The 20,788-nt window shown below is 72.9% G+C and carries 17 protein-coding genes; 3 read left to right on the forward strand and 14 right to left on the reverse strand.

The window, feature by feature from the left end:
- Positions 1-391: 391 nt before the first annotated feature.
- Positions 392-1,330 (reverse strand): DMT family transporter, encoded by a 939-nt coding sequence (locus ACWDRW_RS17330; protein ID WP_451724033.1) that lies wholly within the window; start codon positions 1,328-1,330, stop codon positions 392-394.
- Positions 1,331-1,568: 238 nt separating this feature from the next.
- On the opposite strand from ACWDRW_RS17330, the gene fdxA reads away from it, so the two are divergent.
- Positions 1,569-1,892, forward strand: coding sequence for a ferredoxin (gene fdxA, locus ACWDRW_RS17335; protein ID WP_451724035.1), 324 nt, complete (start codon positions 1,569-1,571; stop codon positions 1,890-1,892).
- Positions 1,893-2,009: 117 nt separating this feature from the next.
- Positions 2,010-3,776, forward strand: coding sequence for an SGNH/GDSL hydrolase family protein (locus ACWDRW_RS17340; RefSeq protein WP_451724037.1), 1,767 nt, complete (start codon positions 2,010-2,012; stop codon positions 3,774-3,776).
- A gap of 10 nt (positions 3,777-3,786) precedes the next feature.
- Here ACWDRW_RS17340 and ACWDRW_RS17345 read toward each other — a convergent pair whose 3' ends face one another.
- The 11 genes from ACWDRW_RS17345 to ACWDRW_RS17395 all read right to left on the reverse strand — a co-directional run bounded on the left by ACWDRW_RS17345 (position 3,787) and on the right by ACWDRW_RS17395 (position 17,669).
- Positions 3,787-4,566, reverse strand: coding sequence for an exodeoxyribonuclease III (locus tag ACWDRW_RS17345; RefSeq protein ID WP_451724038.1), 780 nt, complete (start codon positions 4,564-4,566; stop codon positions 3,787-3,789).
- A gap of 30 nt (positions 4,567-4,596) precedes the next feature.
- On the reverse strand, positions 4,597-5,232 hold the full coding sequence (locus tag ACWDRW_RS17350; protein WP_451724040.1) for an MBL fold metallo-hydrolase: 636 nt from the start codon (positions 5,230-5,232) through the stop codon (positions 4,597-4,599).
- A 49-nt stretch (positions 5,233-5,281) separates the two neighbouring features.
- Positions 5,282-6,589 carry a bifunctional 3-oxoadipate enol-lactonase/4-carboxymuconolactone decarboxylase PcaDC gene (pcaDC, locus tag ACWDRW_RS17355; RefSeq protein ID WP_451724041.1) on the reverse strand — a complete coding sequence of 436 codons (1,308 nt, stop codon included), beginning with the start codon at positions 6,587-6,589 and terminating at the stop codon, positions 5,282-5,284.
- Positions 6,590-6,743: 154 nt separating this feature from the next.
- On the reverse strand, positions 6,744-9,191 hold the full coding sequence (locus tag ACWDRW_RS17360; protein ID WP_451724043.1) for an SWIM zinc finger family protein: 2,448 nt from the start codon (positions 9,189-9,191) through the stop codon (positions 6,744-6,746).
- The gene (locus ACWDRW_RS17365) at positions 9,188-12,025 is read right to left on the reverse strand and encodes an SNF2-related protein (RefSeq protein WP_451724044.1); all 2,838 of its coding nucleotides are present in this window, start codon (positions 12,023-12,025) and stop codon (positions 9,188-9,190) included. The genes ACWDRW_RS17360 and ACWDRW_RS17365 overlap by 4 nt, the downstream gene beginning before the upstream one ends.
- 92 nt (positions 12,026-12,117) lie before the next feature.
- Positions 12,118-12,711: a sugar kinase gene (locus tag ACWDRW_RS17370; RefSeq protein ID WP_451724047.1), complete on the reverse strand. Its 594-nt coding sequence runs from the start codon at positions 12,709-12,711 to the stop codon at positions 12,118-12,120.
- The gene (locus ACWDRW_RS17375) at positions 12,708-13,856 is read right to left on the reverse strand and encodes an ROK family glucokinase (protein ID WP_451724048.1); all 1,149 of its coding nucleotides are present in this window, start codon (positions 13,854-13,856) and stop codon (positions 12,708-12,710) included. Before ACWDRW_RS17375 ends, ACWDRW_RS17370 begins: the two co-directional genes overlap by 4 nt.
- A 106-nt stretch (positions 13,857-13,962) precedes the next feature.
- The gene (locus tag ACWDRW_RS17380; protein ID WP_451724050.1) at positions 13,963-14,733 is read right to left on the reverse strand and encodes an ATP-binding cassette domain-containing protein; all 771 of its coding nucleotides are present in this window, start codon (positions 14,731-14,733) and stop codon (positions 13,963-13,965) included.
- On the reverse strand, positions 14,730-15,761 hold the full coding sequence (locus ACWDRW_RS17385) for an ABC transporter permease (RefSeq protein ID WP_451724051.1): 1,032 nt from the start codon (positions 15,759-15,761) through the stop codon (positions 14,730-14,732). Before ACWDRW_RS17385 ends, ACWDRW_RS17380 begins: the two co-directional genes overlap by 4 nt.
- Entirely contained in the window at positions 15,758-16,762 is a 1,005-nt protein-coding gene (locus ACWDRW_RS17390) for a sugar ABC transporter substrate-binding protein (protein ID WP_451724053.1), read from the reverse strand. Before ACWDRW_RS17390 ends, ACWDRW_RS17385 begins: the two co-directional genes overlap by 4 nt.
- A gap of 169 nt (positions 16,763-16,931) precedes the next feature.
- Positions 16,932-17,669 (reverse strand): GntR family transcriptional regulator, encoded by a 738-nt coding sequence (locus ACWDRW_RS17395; RefSeq protein WP_451724190.1) that lies wholly within the window; start codon positions 17,667-17,669, stop codon positions 16,932-16,934.
- 129 nt (positions 17,670-17,798) lie between these two features.
- Between ACWDRW_RS17395 and ACWDRW_RS17400 the strand changes: the two genes are divergently transcribed.
- A complete protein-coding gene (locus ACWDRW_RS17400) occupies positions 17,799-18,821 on the forward strand; it encodes a Gfo/Idh/MocA family oxidoreductase (protein WP_451724056.1) in 1,023 nt (340 codons plus the stop codon).
- A gap of 3 nt (positions 18,822-18,824) precedes the next feature.
- Here the strand turns inward: ACWDRW_RS17400 and ACWDRW_RS17405 are convergent, their stop codons facing one another.
- Positions 18,825-20,003 carry a cytochrome P450 family protein gene (locus ACWDRW_RS17405; RefSeq protein WP_451724057.1) on the reverse strand — a complete coding sequence of 393 codons (1,179 nt, stop codon included), beginning with the start codon at positions 20,001-20,003 and terminating at the stop codon, positions 18,825-18,827.
- Between the two features lie 56 nt (positions 20,004-20,059).
- Positions 20,060-20,740: a response regulator transcription factor gene (locus ACWDRW_RS17410; protein WP_451724059.1), complete on the reverse strand. Its 681-nt coding sequence runs from the start codon at positions 20,738-20,740 to the stop codon at positions 20,060-20,062.
- Between the last annotated feature and the right edge of the window lie 48 nt (positions 20,741-20,788).

Below are 20,788 nucleotides of genomic sequence, written 5' to 3' on the forward strand. Positions count from 1 at the left end.
GCGGGAATGACCCACGACCGAAGGCACAGCCGGGCCGAGCAAACACCGCCAGACCCCCGCACCCGACCACGAAAGCCGCACGGGTGGCCCGGTCGGGATTCGAACCGCGGCCGGGGCCACCGACTCACCGGCGCCCCGCCACCACCGCCGAAGAGGTCCGCCGCAGCCGTATCCCCCAGAAGTGCCCGCCAGGCGCCGCCACTTACGGCGAACCACCCTCACAGGGTCCACCCGCACCCGACCACGCACCCTGCACAGGCGGTACGGGCGGGAATGACCCACAACCGAAGGCACAGCCGGGCCGAGCAAACACCGCCAGACCCCCGCACCCGACCACAAAAGCCGCACGGGTGGCCCGATCGGGATTCGAACCGCGGCCGGGGCCACCGACTCACCGGCGCCCCGCCACCACCGCCGAAGAGGTCCGCCGCAGCCGTATCCCCCAGAAGTGCCCTCCAGGCGCCGCCACTTGGGGACGGGACCCCTCCGGCGCTCCGTCCGTCTCGGCGCGCGCGAGCACGAACACCCCCCGTCCGGCGGCGACCGCGGCGAGCAGGCCCCCCGCCACCGTCATCAGCCCCGTCTCGTACCGGTCCCCCAGCACCGCCACCCCGAGCACCACGGCGAACACCGGATTCACCAGCGTCACCGTGGCGAGCGGCGCCTCCAGTCCACCCCGGTAACCGAGCTGGCACAGCACCAGCCCCGCCGGAGCCAGGAACAGCACCCCGCCCGCCACCAGCACGGTCGACGCGAGACTCCCGGAGCTCTCCCCCGTCACCCGCAGCACCGCGGTCTGGGCCAGGGCCGAAGCCGACGCGAAGGCGACCCCCGCCGCGGCCGAGTACGAGAGACTCGCCACCGTCGCCCCCCGGGCCACCGCCGCCGCGACCACCGGTACCCCCATGGCGACCGCGGTCAGCACCACGACCCCGATCAGCTCCCCCGAATCGAGCGTCCGGCTCTCCCCCGCCGAGGGCACCAGCGTGAGCAGTCCCACCACCCCGGCCACGGTCAGCAGCGTCCCCGACCACTGCGCCGAGGTCATCCGCTGCCGCAGCACGAGCGACGACAGCAGGGGCGCCGCCACCAGGGTCAGCACCCCCAGCATCTGCACGGCGACGAGCGAGCCGTACCGTAACGCGGCCGTGTGCAGCACCGCCCCCAGTCCGTTCAACAGCAGGGCGGCCAGCCACGTCCCCGACCTCCGCAGTCGCACTCCCTCCGGCCCGGCGGCCCGCAGCGCGGCCACCCGCTGCGCGACCGCCGCGGCCGCGTACGCGAGCGCGGAGGCCGTGCCGAGCACCAGAACCGAGAACACGGTGTTCACGACGTCCTTTCACCGCGCCGGACACAGGAGCGGGATATTTCGATCGTCCGGTATTTCATTCTGCGTTGAAGTCTACGGACGCTGAATTACCCCCCGCAACCAGCACAGCCGTGCCCCCGGCCACACCGGAGGGGGTTCGAGACGGACTCCATCCGACGTCCACGGGGATTCCTGCCCCGCCGCCTACCCTCACCGAACTCACCAGCCCGGCAAGGACCCTGGACCACGGAGAGTCGCCATGACGTACGTCATCGCCCAGCCCTGCGTCGACCTCAAGGACAAGGCCTGCGTCGACGAGTGCCCCGTCGACTGCATCTACGAAGGCCAGCGGAAGATGTACATCAACCCGGACGAATGCGTCGACTGCGGCGCCTGCGAGCCCGTCTGCCCGGTCGAGGCGATCTTCTTCGAGGACGACGTCCCCGGCGAGTGGACGGACTTCCGCCGGGCCGACACGGAGTTCTTCGCCGAGCTCGGCTCCCCCGGCGGCGCCGCGGGCCTCGGCCCCGTCGAGTCCGACCACCCCGTGGTCGCCGAGCTGCCGGTGTCGGCCACTCCGTGACGAACGGGTGAGTTCGACGGCTGTTCACACGGCCCTCGTTGACGTACGCCCGCCACGTCCCTAGCTTCGTGCCCGCCTGACATCACGTCAGCAAAGGGCCGAGGAGAGGGGCGGGACGTGCGCTTGAGTCTTCGGGGCGCGGGGGTCGTGTGCGCGCTGATCACGGGTGTGCTGCCCGTGTCGTCCGCGACCGCCGCCGCGACGACCGCGGCCGAACCGGTCCCCCTGGAGCGGCTCTTCGACAACACCGCGATCAGCGCCGACACCCGCCCCGAGATGGCCGACTTCGACGGCTCCGGCGCCTCCCTGTCGGCCGCGGACCTGGCCGCCGCGGGTTGGAGCCCCGGCCGGGCGCTCACCGTGCAGGGCGCCCGGCTCACCTGGCCGGACCGCGCGCCGGGCGAGCCCGACAACGTTCTCGCCGACGGCCAGAACGTTCGCGTCCACGGCAGCGGTGACGCCCTCGCCCTCCTCGTCGCCGGCACCACCGGCGAGGACGTGACCGGCGCCGGCACCGTCACGTACGGGAACGGCACGCGTACGCCGTACCGCCTCACCGCCCCCGACTGGCGCACCGGCCCGCTCGCCACCAAGGCGCTGGCTCTTCCGCACGTCAACACCCCGGGCGGCCAACTCGCCGAGCGGGCACGGCTGTACGTCGTCACAGTGCCGCTCGCGGCGGGCCGGGCGGTGTCGTCGGTACGGCTGCCGCGCGCGGCCGGACTGCATGTGTTCGCGCTGTCCGTGCGCACCGCCACCCGTGGGTGGACGGGCAGTTGGACCACGGCGACCGGCGGTCACACGGCCGTGGGCCCGTGGACGGACCGGACGCTGCGGCTGGTCGTGCACACCTCCGCGGGCGGGTCGCGGGTCCGCGTCCGGTTCGACAACACGTTCGCGGCGGCGCCGGTACGGATCGGCGGCGCCACGGTGGCCGTCCAGGCGTCGGGCGCCGTGCCGCTGGGGGAGCCGGTCCCGCTGTCGTTCGACGGCGCCTCGGGCACCGAGATCCCCGCGGGCGGGCAGGTGTTCGCCGACCCGCTCGGCTTCGAGGTGCCGGCCGACACGAATCTGCTGGTCAGCTTTCATCTGCCCGGCACGGTGACGGCGGCGCCCGTGCACCGGCTGGCGCAGCAACGGTCGTACGTCAGCGAGCCGGGGGACCATTCGGCCGACGGGACGGGGACGGCGTACACCTCGACCGTGACGCACTGGCCGCTGCTCGGGGCGGTGGACGTCAGCGGCGGGCCCGGGTCCGTGGTACTGCTCGGGGACTCGATCACCGACGGCGACAGGTCCACGGTCGACGCCAACCGGAGATGGCCGAACGTACTGGCCTCCCGGCTGCTCGCACAGGACGAGGTGCCGCACTACGGCGTGCTCAACCAGGGGATCTCCGGCAACCGTGTGATCGCCGACCGCTACCCCGGCGACGGGGTCTCCACCGACACCGCCGGGATCAGCGCCCTCAACCGGTTCGACCGGGACGTCCTCGCCCAGCCGTCGGCCCGTTCCGCGGTGGTGTTCGAGGGCGTCAACGACGTGCGCTGGGGGGCGACCTCGGAACAGGTCATCGAGGGGCTGCGGCAGCTCGCGGACCGGGGGCACGCGCGCGGGCTGCGGATGCTGGCGGCCACGATCGTCCCGTGCGGGGGCGAGGCCCGCTGCACGGCGGCCGTGGACGCGGAGCGGACCGAGGTGAACGCGTGGATCCGGGACGCCAAGGTCTTCGACGCCGTACTGGACTTCGACGCGGCCCTGCGCGACCCGGCGCACCCCGCCCGGATCCTGCCGGAGTACGACAGCGGGGACCATCTGCACCCGGGTGACGCGGGGCTCGCGGCCCTCGCGGCCTCGATCGACCTCCGCGCGCTGATGCCGTGACCGCGCGGTCCTACACGTCCAGGTCCACCACGACCGGCGCGTGGTCCGACGCGCCCTTGCCCTTGCGCTCCTCGCGGTCCACGTAGGCGTCCTTGACCGCCGTCGCGAACGGCTCGTTCCCGTAGACAAGGTCGATGCGCATCCCGCGGTTCTTGGGGAAGCAGAGCTGGCGGTAGTCCCAGTACGTGAAGGGGTGGTCGTACTTCAGGGGACGCGGGACCACGTCCGAGAGGCCCGCCTCACGCAGGGAGGCGAGGGCCGCCCGCTCGGCCGGCGTGACATGGGTGAGGCCCTCGAAGGCGGCCACGTCGTAGACGTCGTCGTCCGTCGGCGCCACGTTGTAGTCGCCCAGCACCGCGAACGGGCGGCTGCCGCCCGCGTCGCCCGCGACGGCCGCCTTCAGCGCCTCGATCCACTGGAGCTTGTAGGCGTAGTGGGGGTGGTCCACCTCACGGCCGTTCGGCACGTACACCGACCAGACGCGGGCCGGCCCGCAGGTCGCGGAGATGGCGCGGGGCTCCACCGAGCCGTCGTAGCCGGGGTCGCCGGGCAGGCCCTTGACGACGTCCTCGATGCCGACGCGGGAGAGCACCGCCACGCCGTTCCACCGCCCGGTCGCGTGGACCGCCGACTCGTAGCCCAGCTCGCGCAGCTGCTCGGTCGGGAAGGCGTCCTCGCCGACCTTGGCCTCCTGGAGGCAGAGCACGTCCGTGCCGCTGCTCTCCAGCCAGGCCAGGAGCCTGGGCAGGCGGGCGGTGATCGAGTTCACGTTCCAGGTCGCGATGCGCATGCCTCACAACCTACCCGGCGGCACTGACAATCAGAGCGCCGCGCTCTCCCCCGGCGCCAGCCGCAGGTGCTCGGCGCCGCCCAGTGCCCCGATCTGGTTGTCGTAGATGGGCCGGGCGAGGTCGGTGAGAAGGGCGTCGTGGATGTCGTAGGCGCGCTGCGGCTTGACCTCACGCACGTAGTCGATGACCTCCGAGATCTTGCTCCAGGGGGCCATCACCGGGAGCATCAGCGTCTCGACGGCGTGGTCGGGCACGGTGAGGGCGTCGCCGGGGTGGAAGACACGGCCGCCGTCGACGAGGTAGCCGACGTTGGTGATGCGCGGGATGTCCGGGTGGATGACCGCGTGCAGTTCGCCGTGCACCTGGACGTCGAAGCCGGCGGCGGTGAAGGAGTCGCCGTGGCCGACGGTGTGCACCCGGCCCGGGAAGGCGGCCGAGATCTTCTCGGCGACGGACTTCAGGGTCCAGATCTCCAGGGCCGGGTCGGCCTCCAGGGCGGTGCGCAGCCGACCCTCGTCGAAGTGGTCGGGGTGCTCGTGGGTGACGAGGACCGCGTCCGCGCCGTGGGCGGCATCCTCCTCGCTGAAGACTCCGGGGTCGAGGACGAGCGTGCGCCCGTCCTTCTCGAGACGGACGCAGGCGTGCGACTTCTTCGTGAACCTCATGGCACCATCCTGCCTCCGCGGGGCCGGGGGAGCTCGCCGCGGGGCAGCCTCATTCGGCCGGCGTGGTCTCCTCGCGGATGACCTGCTGCGCCACCGTGAACGCGCTGTTCGCCGCCGGTACGCCGCAGTAGACGGCGGCCTGCAGCAGCACCTCCTTGATCTCGGTGGGCGTCAGGCCGTTGCGCAGGGCGGCGCGGGTGTGGAAGGCGAGCTCATCCAGGTGCCCGCCGGCCACCAGGGCGGTGAGCGTGACACAGCTGCGCGAGCGGCGGTCGAGGCCGGGCCGGTCCCAGATCTCGCCCCACGCGTACCGGGTGACGAACTCCTGGAAGTCACCGGAGAACTCGTCGGCCTGCGCCAGCGCCCGGTCGACGTGCGCGTCGCCGAGCACCTCACGGCGCACCTTGATCCCCGCGTCGTACGGGTCGGGCCGTCCGCCGCCCAGGGGGGCGGGGACGACCGCCGGGGCGATCTCGGCGATGGGCGCGGGCTGCAACGGCGCGACGGGCGCTTGGGGGAGGACCGGCTTGACGGCGGCGGGGATGGCGACCTGGCCGGTGGAGGAGTCGTGGGCGGGCTGCCAGGCCGTGGAGAAGTGCCTGACCAGCAGATCGGTGACGGCGGCCGGCTGCTCGACCGGTACGAGGTGGGAGGCGCCGGGGACCACGGCGAGCCGGGCGTCGGGGATGCCGGCGACCAGCGTGCGGGCCTCCGCGGGACCGGTGACCTGGTCGTCGGAGCCGACCAGGACGAGCGTGGGCACGCCCACCTCGGTCAGTTCGCCGCGGACGTCGAAGGAGGCCAGCGCCTCGCAGGCGGCGATGTAGCAGCCGGGGTCGGTGGTGCGCACCATCTGCACGGCCCAGTCGGTGATGGCGGGCTGGGCGGCGGCGAAGCCCTGCGTGAACCAGCGCTCGGGCGAGGTGCGGGCGATGGGGTCGAGGCCGTTCGTCCGGACGATCACCCCGCGCTGGCGGAACTCGTCGGCCGTGCCGAAGCGGGGCGAGGCGGCGATCAGCGCGAGCGAGGCGAGCCGCTCGGGGTGACGCAGGGCCAGCTGGACGCCGATCGCGCCGCCGAGCGCGCAGCCCGCGTAGCCGAAGCGCTGCACACCGAGGCCGTCCAGGGTGGCGAGCAGCCGTGCGGTGAGCTCGGCGACGGATCCACCGGGGTACGCGGGGGCGCCGCCGTGTCCCGGCAGGTCGAACCGGAAGATGCGCCACTGCTTGGTCAGTTCGGGAACCTGACGGTCCCACATGTGCCAGGTCGTGCCCAGTGAGGGACCCAGAATGAGTACGGGGGCGTCTTCCGGCCCGTCAAAGCGGTATTGCAGGGTGTTCGTCGGTGTCTCACTCACGCCCTGCACGCTCTCACATCTCACCACTTCCTTCGTGCGCGGGTCGGAACCCCGCGCAAGCCGTCCCACCTTGTGACGGCGCCGCGAAGAACCTTCACGCCACGCGCGCCGTCGCCTTCGCCGCCTCCGGGCGGAACCCGCGCGTCGGCCCCGCTCACGGTTCGACCGGGCCGCCGAGGCCGGTCAGGGCGCCGACCGGGTCCAGGTCCGGGGTGCCGCGGGGCCACCAGTCCTCCTGGCCGGGTTCGGATTCGTACGTGTACCAGAGGCCGTCTCGGCCCAGGCGGAGCTGGACGTGACCGCGCGGGTGGGTGAGGTGGTTGCGCCAGGGGCGGAAGGCGGGGAGGTCGGCGGCGAGCAGGAGCGGGCGGGCCCGGTCGAAACGGCCGGCGGGCGGGTCCCAGGGCTCTTCCAGTACGGCGAGCCCCTCCGCTCCGCCCTGCCGCCACGCGGCGACCGCCCGCGCCAGGTCGGCCGGCGTGCGATCGCAGGCGGCGGCCAGGTCGGCGTACAGGGCGCGGGTTCCCGCGGTCAGGCCGGAACCGGGGCGCGCCGCCGCGAGGCGTACGGCGTCCTGCCACAGCGTCAGTTCCGCGAGCGGGTCGCGGCCCGTGCCGAGCAGGGCGTGGGCGCGGGCCGCGGCGTCGGTGGCCAGTTGGTCCAGCGCGAACGGGTCCGGGCCGCCCGGTGCGGCCGGGTAGACCGGGGGCTGCTCGGGGTGCGGCGGCACCGGCAACGGCGGTGGCAGGGGCGGGAGTCGGCGGGGCGCGAGGGCCTCGCTCGCCCGTACGCCCGGCAGGGGCGCCGGGCCCTGGTCCTGGGCGGCACGGGCCGCGCGGGCGGCGCTGAGACGGGACAGGGCGTCCAGCAGTTCGCGCTCGCCCCGACCGCGCAGCAGGAGCAGGACGAAGGGGTCGGCGTCGAGCAGACGTGCCGTCTGGTAGCAGAGGGCGGCCGCGTGCTTGCACGGGTGGCCGGAGTCGGGGCAACTGCACCGGGGGTCCAGCTCCCCCGGCCCGGGCAGGAGGGGAACTCCGCACTCGGCGAGGGAGTGCGGCATCTCCTTGTCGAGCAGCGCGGCGATGTGCCCCGGCCGCTCGGCGGCGACGTCCAGGAACCGCTCCCAGTCGGCGTCGTCGAGCGTGCGCAGCCGCACCTGCACGCGGTACGGCCGGGGTCGGCTGCCCTTGACGTACGCCAGGACGAGCCCGGGCGTGACGGTGATGGCGTCCACATGCCCCTGCTCGGCATACCCACGACCACGCGCCAGCCGCTTGCCGTCGAGCGCCCCCTGCTCCAGCGCCGCGACCCACGCGTTCCCCCACCAGGTCCGAGCGAACCCACCCTCCCCGGACCCTCGCGCCGGAAACGCGGGAAAGGTACGCCGAAGCTCCCCGTCCCGGGAGGGCGCGGCCATGGAGCGCGGCACGTGGGGCGTGGATGTGGCGTCACGGGCGGGGGGCGTGGGTGCGGCATCACGGGCGCGGGACGCGTGTGCGGCGTCACGGGCGGGGGGCGTGGGTGTGACGTCGCTGCGGGTGGCGCTGTGGGCGGCGGTACGGGCGGGGGGCGTGGGTGTGACGTCGCTGCGGGTGGCGCTGTGGGCGGCGGTACGGCGAGGGGCGGCCGGTCGCGCGGGGCGGCCGGAGGACTCGTCCCGGGACTCCGGCTCGGCGGCGGTGGCACGGGCGGCAGCGTCCGGAGCGGTCCGGCGGCGGGGGGCCGGGCGCGGGCCGCCGGAGGACTCGTCCGGGGAGTCCGGCTCGGCGGCGGTGGCACGGGTGGCAGGGTCCGGAGCGGTCCGGCGGCGGGGGGCCGGGCGCGGGCCGCCGGAGGACTCGTCCGGGGAGTCCGGCTCGTCGGTGTCGGCGAGGTCGGGGGGCATCTTGAAGGCGTTGGCGAGTAGCTCCCGCATCGCGCGGACTCGGACCGCGGACGCGTCGTTGCGAGCCGGGTGGCGGGGAGTGCGGGTGGTTTCGGTGACCGGGGTCGCCGGGGCCGGAGTGGGTCGACTCCGCTCACGGCGTGCCGCGCGCAGCGCCTCACGGGCGACGTCCGCGGGGCGTGGCGTCTGCTGACCGGCGCCGGGGCCCTCGGCCTCCGGGGCCGGCGTGGTCGCCGTGGTCTCGGAATCGACGTCCGTACGCGGGCCATGGCCACCGGAGACCGCCCGGCGCAGTGCGGCCCGGGCCGCGTCCGACGGGCGGGCTCGTCGCCCCTCCTCCGACCGCGCCACGGTGTCCACCGCCTCGGCCGCCATGCCTGCCTTCGCCCTCGACTCCGCCTTCGCGCCGTCGTACGCCTGCGGCTCTTCTTCCGCTTCCGTCGTCGCGTCAGCCTGACTCGACGTCGGCTCGGACGCCGCCCCCGCCGTCACCTCCGCCACCGCCCCGGCCTTCTCCGCCGCCCCCGTCTTCTCCCCGACGCCCTCGTCCAGCTCCGCCGTCGTGTCAGCCCGACTCGATGTCGGCTCAGTCGCCGCCCCCGCCGCCGCCTGCCCCAGCCCGTGCGTCAAGCGCCGCTCGGGCGCACCCGTGCGCCCCGTCCCCCGCTCCCGCGCCTCCCGAAGTGCGCGGCGGGCCTCGTCCGATGGGTTCGTCATGTCGGCCTCCGCAGGGAGACCAGGTCGGACAGCTCGCGGTCCGTCAGTTCCGTGAGGGCCGATTCGCCGGAGCCGAGGATCGCGTCGGCCAGGGCGCGCTTGGACTCCAGCATCTGGGCGATGCGGTCCTCGATCGTGCCCTCCGTGATCAGACGGTGGACCTGCACCGGCTGGGTCTGGCCGATGCGGTAGGCACGGTCGGTGGCCTGTTCCTCCACGGCCGGGTTCCACCAGCGGTCGAAGTGGACGACGTGACCGGCGCGGGTGAGGTTCAGGCCGGTGCCGGCCGCCTTCAGGGAGAGCACCAGGACCGGAGTCCCGCCCGCCTGGAAGCGGTCCACCATGCGCTCCCGCTCCGGGACCGGTGTGCCGCCGTGGAGCAGATCCACCGGCACCGCGCGGGACCCCAGGTGAGACGTGATCAGCCGGGCCATTCCCACGTACTGCGTGAAGACCAGCGCCGAACCGTCCTCGGACAGAAGCGTGTCCAGCAGTTCGTCCAGCAGCGCCAGCTTGCCCGAGCGGGCGAGCAGCCCGTCGGCCGCCGCGGGCTCCTTCAGATACAGCGCCGGATGGTCGCAGATCTGCTTCAGCGCGGAGAGCAGCTTCAGGACCAGCCCCCGCCGCGCCATCCCCTCCGCCGTCTCGATGGCCAGCATCGACTCCCGCACCACCGCCTCGTACAGCGCGGCCTGTTCGCGGGTGAGCGGCACCGGATGATCCGTCTCCGTCTTGGGCGGCAGCTCCGGAACGATCCCGGGGTCGGACTTCTTGCGCCGCAGCAGGAAGGGCCGCACCAGCCGGGCCAGCCGCCGCACCGCCTCCTCGTCCTCGCCGTTCTCCACCGCACGCGCGTGCCGCGCCCGGAAGGACTTCAGCGGGCCCAGCAGTCCGGGGGTCGTCCAGTCCAGCAGCGCCCACAGCTCGGAGAGGTTGTTCTCCACCGGCGTGCCGGTCAGCGCCACCCGCGCCGGCGTCGGGATCGTGCGCAGCGCCTTCGCCGTGGCCGAGTAGGGGTTCTTCACGTGCTGTGCCTCGTCCGCGACGACCATGCCCCACGCCTGCCGCGCCAGCGCGGGCGCCGCCGTGCGCATGGTGCCGTACGTCGTGAGGACGAAGCCGCCGGTCAGGTCGTCCAGGGTGCGGTCGGGGCCGTGGAAGCGGCGGACCGGGACGCCGGGCGCGAAGCGGTTGATCTCGCGCTGCCAGTTGCCGAGCAGGGAGGCCGGGCAGACCACCAGAGTCGGCTCGCGGCGGGCCCGCTTCAGATGCAGGGCGATGACGGTGATGGTCTTGCCGAGGCCCATGTCGTCGGCGAGACAGCCGCCGAGGCCTAGGGAGGTCATGAGGTCGAGCCAGGCCAGCCCGCGCAGTTGGTAGTCGCGCAGGGTGGCGCGCAGACCCGGGGGTGGCTCGGCGGGATGGATCCCGGCCGTCAGGCGGTCGCGCATCGCGGCCAGGGCGCCGACGGGCACCGCCTCGACGGTCTCGCCCTCGACCTCCGCGGTTCCGGTGAGGGCCACGGACAGCGCGTCGACCGGGTCGAGCAGGCCGAGTTCGCGCTTGCGGGCCTTGCGGACCAGCGCCGGGTCCACCAGCACCCAGTGGTCCCGCAGTCGGACGACCGGCCGGTGCGCCTCGGCGAGCGCGTCCATCTCGGCCTCGCTGAGCGGATCCCCACCGAGCGCCAACTGCCAGCGGAACTGGAGCAGTTCCTCACTCTCGAAGAAGCCGGTGCCGTCGGTCGCCGAGCCCGGCGCGGGCCGTACCACCGCGGTGGCGGTCAGATCCTGGGCGAGGTCCCGGGGCCAGTGCACGGCGACGCCCGCCGCGGCGAGCCGCGTCGCCGCCACCCCGAGCAGATCGCCCAACTCCTCTTCGGACAGGGCCAGTACATCGGGCGCGTCCTGCTCGGCGAGCCGGTCCAGCGGTGGCCAGACCCGGGCCGCGCGGCGCACCGCGAGGGCCGCGTCGACTCGCGCGCGCGGACCGAAGGCGGCGTCCGCCTCGCCCGCCCACAGTGCCGCCGCGTCCGCGACCAGGGTGGGGTCGGCGAGGCTGTGCACCTGGACGATCGCGGCTCCGGCGCCGCGCACGCCCTCCTCGGCGTCGAACAGGTCGGCCGCCGCCAGGTCCAGGCGCAGTGAGATCCGCACGCCCGCGTCCATCCCGGCGGCGACCTCGGCGGCCCAGTCGTGGGCCTCGGGCAGCCGCTGCGGGCGACGGTCCGCGAAGGGCCTGCCGGAGGCGTACGGAGCGGCCGGGGTGCGGGGCAGGGTGTCCGCGACCGCGTCCAGGAAGGAACGCATCAGCGCTTCCGGCTCGGGCAGCCGGAGCGGGCCGGGGCCGGGCAGCGGTACCGCGTGGCCCTCGTGGGGCAGGGCGGCGGCGATGGCCCGCAGGTGCGCGATGTCGTCCGGGTCGAGCGGTCCGGCCCGCCAGGCGTCGTGGCCGGTCGGGGTCAGTCCGGGCAGCAGCCGCCCGCGCGCGGTCAGGCGCAGGGCGTGCTGGGCGGCGGCCCCCCAGGCCGCGGTGGCCGGATGGGCGGCGGGGTCGCGCCGGGCGCGCACCAGGAGGGGCAGCGCGGTGTCGAGCGGGAGGGTCAGGGCGGGGGCGGGCCTGCGGCGCACCCCGGAGCCGTGCCGTCGTACGACCGTGAGTTCGGTGGGCTCGGGACCGGCGGGCAGGGGGCCGTCCGCAGGGTCCCAGAAGGCGATCCGGCCCTCACGAGGCAGCGGCGCGGGCAGGAAGACAGCGGCGAGCCGCACGGGGACCGAGTCCGCCGTACGGACATCGCCGCCGCGTCCGGTGTCCAGCACGGCCGTCTCGCTCATGGGCATCTGTCACCTCCCGTCACCTGAGTCGGATCGGACGTCTTCGACTCTACGGGCGGCCTCTGACAATCGGCCCCGGAGGAACTCTTCGGTCAGGGCACCGTGCGGGAGACGACGTACACCATCGGGTAGGTCGGGTTGCCCGTGTTCACCACTATGTCCTGGGTGGGCGCCGGGTTCTTCTGCTCGCGGACGACTCCGAAGTTGTCGCCGGGCCGGGAGCCCTCGCCCGCGAACTTCCAGCCGGTGACCTTCTGGTCGCGGCCGCCGATGGTGATGTCGTCGCGCTTCAGGTTGTCCCGGCTCAGACCCAGTTCGGCCAGGAAGGCGTCCAGACCGGCGTGCGTGGTCTGGAACTGGACGTAGAGACGGCTGGTGCGCCAGTTGTTGGTCTCGTAGTACGCGACCTGGTTCGCCGGATGCGGTATCGGCACCTGATAGAGGCGGCGCTGGACCTTGGACGGCCAGCCCTCGGTGAGTCCCCTCGCCGAGTACTTGGCCTCCTTGTCCTTGCCGCTGTCCCGGCTCTGGTTGGCGGAGATCACCAGATAGCCGGCCGGGACGCCGATGAGCAGCACGATGATGAGCAGGGTCAGCGACCGGCGGCGGATCATGTGGCGCCGGTCCTCGGCGGGCCGGGGCGGCTCGTCGGTCGGTTCGGCCTGGCGGGGCAGATCTGGGGTCACGCAAGCCCCTGGGAGTCACGGCGGGCGGCCACGTACCGCTCGTAGCGCTCATGCCGCTCCACCCGGCGCCGGTTGGCGCGCCGGAAGCGGCGGGCGACCAGGCGGGCGAGATCCGCGGCGCCGACCATGCCGGCCTCGGGGCCGAGCTGGGCGCGCGCGATGCGGGCCTCGGGGCGGTAACCGCGGCCGGTCAGATGGCGCTTGAACGCGTCCCGCGCGGGGCCGATCAGCAGATCGTCGGCGGCCGAGACCCCGCCGCCGATGACGAAGCAGGACGGGTCGAGGGCGGCCGCGAGGTTGGCGATGCCGACGCCGAGCCACTGTCCGATGTCCTGGAGCAGCTCGATGCACATGGCGTCGCCGTCCCGGGCCAGCTCGGTGATCATCGGGCCGCTGATGTCGGCGATGTTGCCCTTGACGTGCTCGATGATCCCGTACGCCACCGGGGAGTCCGCGGCGGCCAGCTCCCGCGCCTCGCGCACCAGCGCGTTGCCGGAGCTGTACTGCTCCCAGCAGCCGCGGTTGCCGCACGGGCAGCGGTGCCCGCCGGGGACGACCTGCATGTGGCCGAACTCTCCGGCGACGCCGAACTTGCCGCGCTTGACCTGGCCGTCCTCCAGGATCGCGCCGCCGATGCCGGTGCCCAGCGTGATCATGACCAGGTGGTCCTCGCCCCGGCCCGCGCCGAAGCGCCACTCGGCCCAGGCGGCGGTGTTGGCGTCGTTGTCGACCAGCACGGGTACGGCGAGCCGTTCCGCGAGCCGGTCCCGGAGCGGCTCGTTGCGCCAGGACAGGTGCGGGGCGAACAGGACGCGGTTGCGGTCGGCGTCGACCCAGCCGGCCGCGCCGATGCCGACGGCGTGCACGTCGTGCCGGTCGGACAGGTCGAGCACCAGCTCGGTGATGGTGTCCTCGACGACCTTGGGGCTCTTGGACTTGTCCGGGGTCTCCGTGCGGAGCTTCTCCAGGATGTTGCCGTCGGCGTCGACGACGCCGGCCATCACCTTGGTGCCGCCGATGTCGATGCCCACGGTGGGCACGCGGGGGGCGGTCAGATGCGACCGGCGCTCTCTTGTGCCTACTGTGCGCAGCACGGGGGCACGGCGGGAGCCGATGGGGGCCGTGAAGTTGCCGTAGGTGCTCATCGGGCCTGATTCTGCCTCACCGTCGGTAGGGGTGCCGAACGGGGAAACAGCGGGGTGGCCCCGGTCGTACGCCGTCCACCGGTTCGGGGGCGGCACCCCGCGCCCCCTACCTGCGTTCCAGCTCGTGGCGCAGGTCGTCGAGCTCGTTTCCGCCTGCCATCTGCCTCGTCAGCTCGTCCAGGGTGATCTGACCCCGCGTGTAGCCGCCCACCATGGTGCCCCGCTTCAACAGCACGAACCGGTCGCCGACCATATACGCGTGGTGCGGGTTGTGTGTGATGAACACAACCCCCAGGCCCTCGTCCCGCGCCGTCGCCACCATCTTCAGGACCACGCCCGACTGCTTGACGCCGAGGGCCGCCGTCGGTTCGTCCAGGACCAGGACCCTGGCGCCGAAGTGGACGGCTCGGGCGATGGCGACACACTGGCGTTCACCGCCGGAGAGGGTGCCGATGGGCTGGTCGACGTCGCGCAGGTCGATGCCCATGTCGCGCAGCGACGCCCGGGTGGCGCGGCGCATGTGGTCGACGTCCATCCGCTTGAAGGGGCCGACGCCCTTGCGGGGTTCGGAGCCGAGGAAGAAGTTCCGCCAGACCGGCATCAGCGGGACGACGGCCAGGTCCTGGTAGACCGTGGCGATGCCGCGGTCCAGGGCCTCGCGCGGAGAGGACAGCTCGGTCTCCTCGCCCTCGATGCGCAGGACGCCCCCGTCGTGCTGGTGCAGCCCGGAAATGATCTTGATCAGGGTGGACTTGCCCGCGCCGTTGTCGCCCAGGACGCAGGTGACCTCGCCCTCGTTCACCTGGAGGGAGACGCCTTCGAGGGCGCGGATGTTGCCGTAGTGCTTGCTGACGTCGGCCAGCTCGACGAGTGTCACTTGGTGGCCTCCGCGCGCTTGCGGACCCAGGCGTTGAGCAGGGTCGCGAGGAGCAGCATCGCTCCGAGGAAGAACTTGAACCAGTCGGGGTTCCACTCGGCGTAGACGATGCCCTTGCTCGTCATGCCGAAGATGAACGCGCCGACCGCCGAGCCGACCGCGCTGCCGTAGCCGCCGGTGATCAGACAGCCGCCGATGACGGCCGCGATGATGTAGATCAGCTCGTTGCCGACGCCCTCGCCGGACTGGACGACGTCGTACGAGAAGAGCAGGTGCTGGCCGGAGATCCAGGCGCCGAGGGCCACGCCCATGTAGAGGCCGATCTTGGTCTTCGTCACCGGGACGCCCACCGCGCGGGCCGCGTCCTGGTTGCCGCCGACGGCGAAGATCCAGTTGCCTGCACGGGTGCGCAGCAGGATCCAGGAGGCGAGGGCGACGAGGCCGAACCACCACAGGATGGTGACCTTGAAGTCGACGTCGCCGATCGTCAGCGTCGAGGCGAAGACGGCGCGGGCGCTGGCGAAGCCCTCCATGTCGGCGATCGACTTCGTCGAGACCGTGCCGTCGATCAGCTTGGTGAAGCCGAGGTTCATGCCGGTCAGCATCAGGAAGGTGCCGAGCGTGATGATGAAGCTGGGCAGCTTGGTGCGGGTGAGCATGACGCCGTTGAAGGCGCCGATGGCCAGGGTGACGAGCAGGGAGACTCCGACGCCGACCCAGGTGTTGGCGGTCATCTGGTAGCTGAACATCGACGACACCAGGGCCGACGAGGTCACCAGGACGCCCGCGGAGAGGTCGAACTCGCCGCCGATCATCAGCAGGGCGACGGGGACCGCCATGATGCCGATGGTCGAGGACGCGTACAGGACCGTGCTCAGGCTGGAGGCGCGCAGGAAGCCGTCGGCGACGAGGGCGAAGAAGACGAAGACCGCGAGCGCGCCGACCACCGAGCCCAGCTCGGGTCGGCCGAGGAGCTTGCGCAGCGGCGAGGTCGCGATGAGCCGCTCGTCGACGGTGGTGGCGCTCATCGGGTGCCTCGCTCGGTGTACTCCGCCAGCGCGGCCGCCCGGTCCTTGGTGATGATCTGCGGGCCGGTCAGCACGGGCTTGCCGCCGCCGAGGACGTCGTCGTTGTACTTGTACAGCCACAGCAGGTCCACGGCCTCGTAGCCCTGGAGGTACGGCTGCTGGTCGACGGCGAAGCCGAGGGTGCCGTCCTCGAGGGAGGCGGCCACCTTGGCGTTGAGGTCGAAGGTGTCGATCTCGGCGTCGCTGCCGGCGCCCTGCTTGGCCTTGACGGCGGTGTCGGCGTAGGGCGCACCGAGGGTGACAACGGTGTCGATGGAGCTGTCGGCCTGCAGCTTGGCCTCGATGGCGGACTGCACGTCCGGCATGCTCGTGCCGGTGACGTACAGGTCCTGGACGGTTCCGTCGAAGGTCTTCCTCAGTCCGTCGCAGCGCTGTTCGTGGCCGACGTTGCCCTGCTCGTGCAGGACGCAGACGGCCTTCTCGCGGCCGCGCCGGTTCAGCTCCTCGCCGACGGCCTCGCCGGCGATGGTCTCGTCCTGGCCGATGTGGGTGAGCGCGCCGAAGGCCTTGGACTCCTCGGAGCCGGAGTTCACGGTGATCACCGGGATGCCGGCCTTGCGGGCGCGGGCCACGGCGGCCTTCATGGCGTCGGGCTTGGCGAGGGTGACGATGATCCCGTCGACCTGCTTGTCGACGGCGGCGTCGACGAGCTGGGCCTGCTGCTGGGCCTCGTCGTCGTGCGAGTAGAGGAAGTTGATGTTGTCCTTGGCGGCGGCCTGCTCGGCGCCGTTCTGGACGATGTCCCAGAAGGTGTCGCCGTCGCCCGAGTGAGTGATCATCGCGAAGGTCCAGCGGGGGGTGTTCACCGCCGCCCTCCCCTGGGCCGCCGCGGCCTCGCGCGCGTCCTCGGCGCGTTTGCCGCCGGTGCTGCTGCATCCGGCTAGCGAGACGCACAGTGCCCCCGCCAGCGCGATTCCTGCCCAGGTCCTCAACCGTGCCACGAGGCGGTGCCCTTCTTGCTGTGCCTGACGTACGCGAGGGGCCGGTAACCTCACCAGCCCCAAACGCCCCAGTATCAAACACAGGGAGCGTGCGCCGGGCGACCGGGGAGCACGAGTCGGTCGCATTGTCCGGACATTGCGACGAACTCGGATCCCGGGAATTTGCTCCTCACGGCCGTACGAGGAGCTGGAACTCGAAGGCGTAGCGGCTCGGCCGGTAGATGTGATCGCCGAACTCGACCGCCCGGCCGGTGTCGTCGAAGGTCGTGCGCTGCATGGTGAGCAGCGGGGCGCCCTCCTCCTCGGTGAGCCGCTCGGCCTCGGCGGCGGTGGCGGCTCGGGCGCCGATGGACTGGCGGGCGCTGTGCAGGGTGATCCCGGCGGCCCGCATCAGCCGGTACAGGCCGGTGGCCTCCAGCTGGGCGGTGTCCAGGTCGAGCAGTCCGCCGGGCAGGTGGTTGCAGAGGTACGCCATCGGCTCGCCGTGCGCCAGGCGAAGCCGCTCGACGCGGTGCACGTCCCCGCCCTCGGCGACCCCGAGTGCGGCGGCGACCTCGGCGGAGGCCGGGACGACGGTGTTGACCAGCACCTTGGTGGCGGGGCGCTGACCCGCGGCCTCCAGGTCGTCGTAGAGACTGCTGAGCTCCAGGGGGCGCTTGACCTGGCTGTGCACGACCTGGGTGCCGACGCCCCGGCGGCGGACCAGCAGGCCCTTGTCGACGAGTGACTGGATGGCCTGACGGACGGTGGGCCGGGAGAGGCCGAGCCGTGCGGCGAGTTCGATCTCGTTGCCCAGCAGGCTGCCAGGGGTGAGCGCGCCGTGCTCGATCGCGGCCTCCAGCTGCTGCGAGAGCTGGAAGTACAACGGCACCGGGCTGCTCCGGTCCACACTGAGGTCGAGCGACACGGTCGGGTCCACTTCTGGTTTCGGCACGGCCCGAGCGTAGCTCCGTGGCCGGTTGACGGGAAGTTGTGTAGTCCGATTGTCCGGACATACGCATTGACAGGGTGCCGGATGCGACCCCACTTTGTTCACATGCGCATCGGAGTCATCGGGACGGGCCGGATCGGCACGATCCATGCGAACACACTGAGCCGCCACCGGGAGGTGGGTTCGCTGATCCTCACGGACGCCGATCCCGCCCGGGCGGCGGAGCTCGCCCTGCGGCTGGGCGAGACGGCGGCACCGGGGGTGGACGAGATCTTCCGGTGGGGCGTGGACGCCGTGGTGATCACGACGGCCACCTCGGCGCACGCCGAGTTGATCGGGCGGGCGGCACGCTCGGGGCTCCCGGTGTTCTGCGAGAAGCCCATCGCGCTGGACCTGCCCGGCACACTCCAGGCGATCGGCGAGGTCGAGACCGCCGGAACGATCCTTCAGATGGGCTTCCAGCGCCGCTTCGACGCGGGCTACGCCGGAGCCCGGGAGGCGGTGCGCGCCGGGCGCCTCGGACGGCTGCACACCGTGCGAGCCCTCACCAGCGACCAGGCGCCACCGCCGGCCGCCTACCTGCCGCTGTCCGGCGGGCTGTACCGGGACACGCTGATCCATGACTTCGACGCGCTGCGCTGGGTGACCGGACGCGAGGTGGTCGATGTGTACGCGGCCGGGTCGGACGCCGGCGGCGCCATGTACCGCGCGGCGGGCGACGTGGACACGGCGGCCGTGGTCCTCACCCTCGACGACGGCACGCTCGCCACGGCCACCGCGACCCGGCTGAACGGCGCCGGCTACGACGTACGCATGGAGCTGGCCGGGGAGCGGGACACGATCGTCGTGGGCCTGGACGACCGCACGCCGGTCGCGTCCACCGAGCCGACCGGGCCACCGGCCGCGGACAAGCCGTGGCCCGGTTTCCTGGAGCGCTTCGGACCCGCCTACGAGGCCGAACTCGCGGCGTTCGTCGAGGTGGTACGGGGCGAGCGGGCCAACCCCTGCGACGGCCGGGAGGCCCTGCAGGCGCTGCGGGTGGCCGAGGCGTGCGAGCTGTCCCGGCGCGAGCGCAGACCGGTACGGCTGGCAGAACTCCCCGGCGCACACGACGCGACGGCGGTCTGACACCTACCAGCGCACCGGCAGGCTCCGCATGCCGCGAATCAGGGTGCCCGGCAGCCACTCGCCGGGCGGGCCGTCGAGGGCGAGGCCGGGGGCGCGCTCCAGCAGCGAGCGGATCGCCGTACGCGCCTCCAGGCGGGCCAGGGGCGCGCCCAGACAGAAGTGGATGCCGTGGCCGAAGGCGACATGGCCGCGGGAGTCGCGGCGGATGTCGAAGCGCCCGGGGTCGGGAAAGCGCTCCTCGTCCCGGTCCGCGGCGGCGAGGCAGACCATCACCGGCTCGCCCGCCTCGATCCGCACGCCGGCTATCTCCAAGGGCTCGACGGCGTACCGGAACGTCGCGTTCTCGATCGGGCCCTCGTAGCGCAGCATCTCCTCGACCGCACTGCCGATCAGGGTCATGTCCGCCCGCAGCGCGGCGAGTTGGTCGGGATGGGTGAGCAGGGCGTGGACGCCGCTGGAGATGAGGTTGACCGTGCTCTCGTAACCCGCGATCAGCAGGATGAAGGCCATGCCGCGCAGTTCGTCCAGGGTGGGCGGCTCGCCGTCCTCGGGCACGGCGTGGATGACGTCGCTGAGCAAGTCACCGCTCGGGCCCGTGGCTCGCTTGTCCTCGATGAGCCGGCTGAAGTACGCGCCGAGGCCGGCGAAGGCCTCGCGCTCGGCGCCCGGACGGCTGGGCGCGATCGACTCTGTGGCCATCTCGCGGAACTCGGCCCGGGACATCTCGGGCGCGCCGATCAGCTCGCAGATGACGGTGAGCGGAAGCGGCAGCGTGAACGACGCCACGAGGTCGGCGCGGCCGCACGGCAGCATCCTGTCCAACAGATCGTCCGTGATCTGCTGGATCCGCGGGCGCAGTTCCTCCACGCGGCGGAGGGTGAACGAGCGGGAGATCAGGCCGCGCAGCCGGGTGTGCTGGGGCGGGTCGGTGCTCAGCAGGGTCTTGCCGACCAGGCTCTCGTCCAGCGCCGGGGTGCCGATCTTGGCACCGTCCTTGGCGAGCCGGGGGTCGGCCAGCGCGGTCCGCGCCTCCTCGTATCCGACCACCAGCCATGTCTCCGTCCGCCACCCGGGCGGCCGGACCCGGTGGACGGGACCCCTGGCACGCAGGCTCGCGTACGCCGGATGCGGATCGCTCCGGAACTCCTCGCCTAACTCCCCCAGATCGATGACCTCGGTCATGACCACTCCCCCCTCGCACGGCCGGCCGACACCCGCACAACGCGCGAGATCCGGCGCTAGTGCCCGTCCTCCTCGGATTCCTCCAGCAGGCCCGCGTCGTACGCCAGCAGCGCGATCTGCACCCGGTTGTTGAGGTCGAGCTTGGTCAGGACCCGGGAGACATGGGTCTTCACCGTGGCGACGCTCATGAACAGGGCGGTCGCGATCTCCGCGTTGGACAGGCCCCGGCCGACCGCCACGGCCACCTCGCGTTCGCGGTCGTTCAGGGCGGCGACGCGGGCACGCGCGCGGGTGCGGCGGGTGTCGGGGGCACCGCCCGCCGCGTGCGCCATCAACTGCCGGGTCACGGTGGGCGACAGTACGGGATCGCCCGCCGCGACCCGCCGCACCGCGGCCACGATCTCGGCGGGCGGGGTGTCCTTCAGCACGAAACCGGCGGCCCCCGCGCGCAGGGCGCGCAGGACGTGCTCGTCGGCGTGGAAGGTGGTGAGCAGCACGACCTGCGGGGCGTCGGGTCGGCCACGCAGCAGTTCGGTCGCGGTGAGGCCGTCCATCGAGGGCATCCGGATGTCCATCAGGACGACGTCCGGACGGGTGCGCTCGACGAGTTCCGCCACCTCGGCGCCGTCCGCGGCCTCGCCGACGATCTCGATGTCGTCCGCGCCGCCCATCATCAGGGACAGACCGGCCCGGACCAGCGGGTCGTCGTCGACGAGGAGCAGTCTGATGGCAGTCATGGCCCTTACGTAATCATGATTGCGGGACGGGGACGCGCGCGGTGCGGC

It is taken from the genome of Streptomyces sp. NPDC003635 (genome assembly GCF_053587635.1).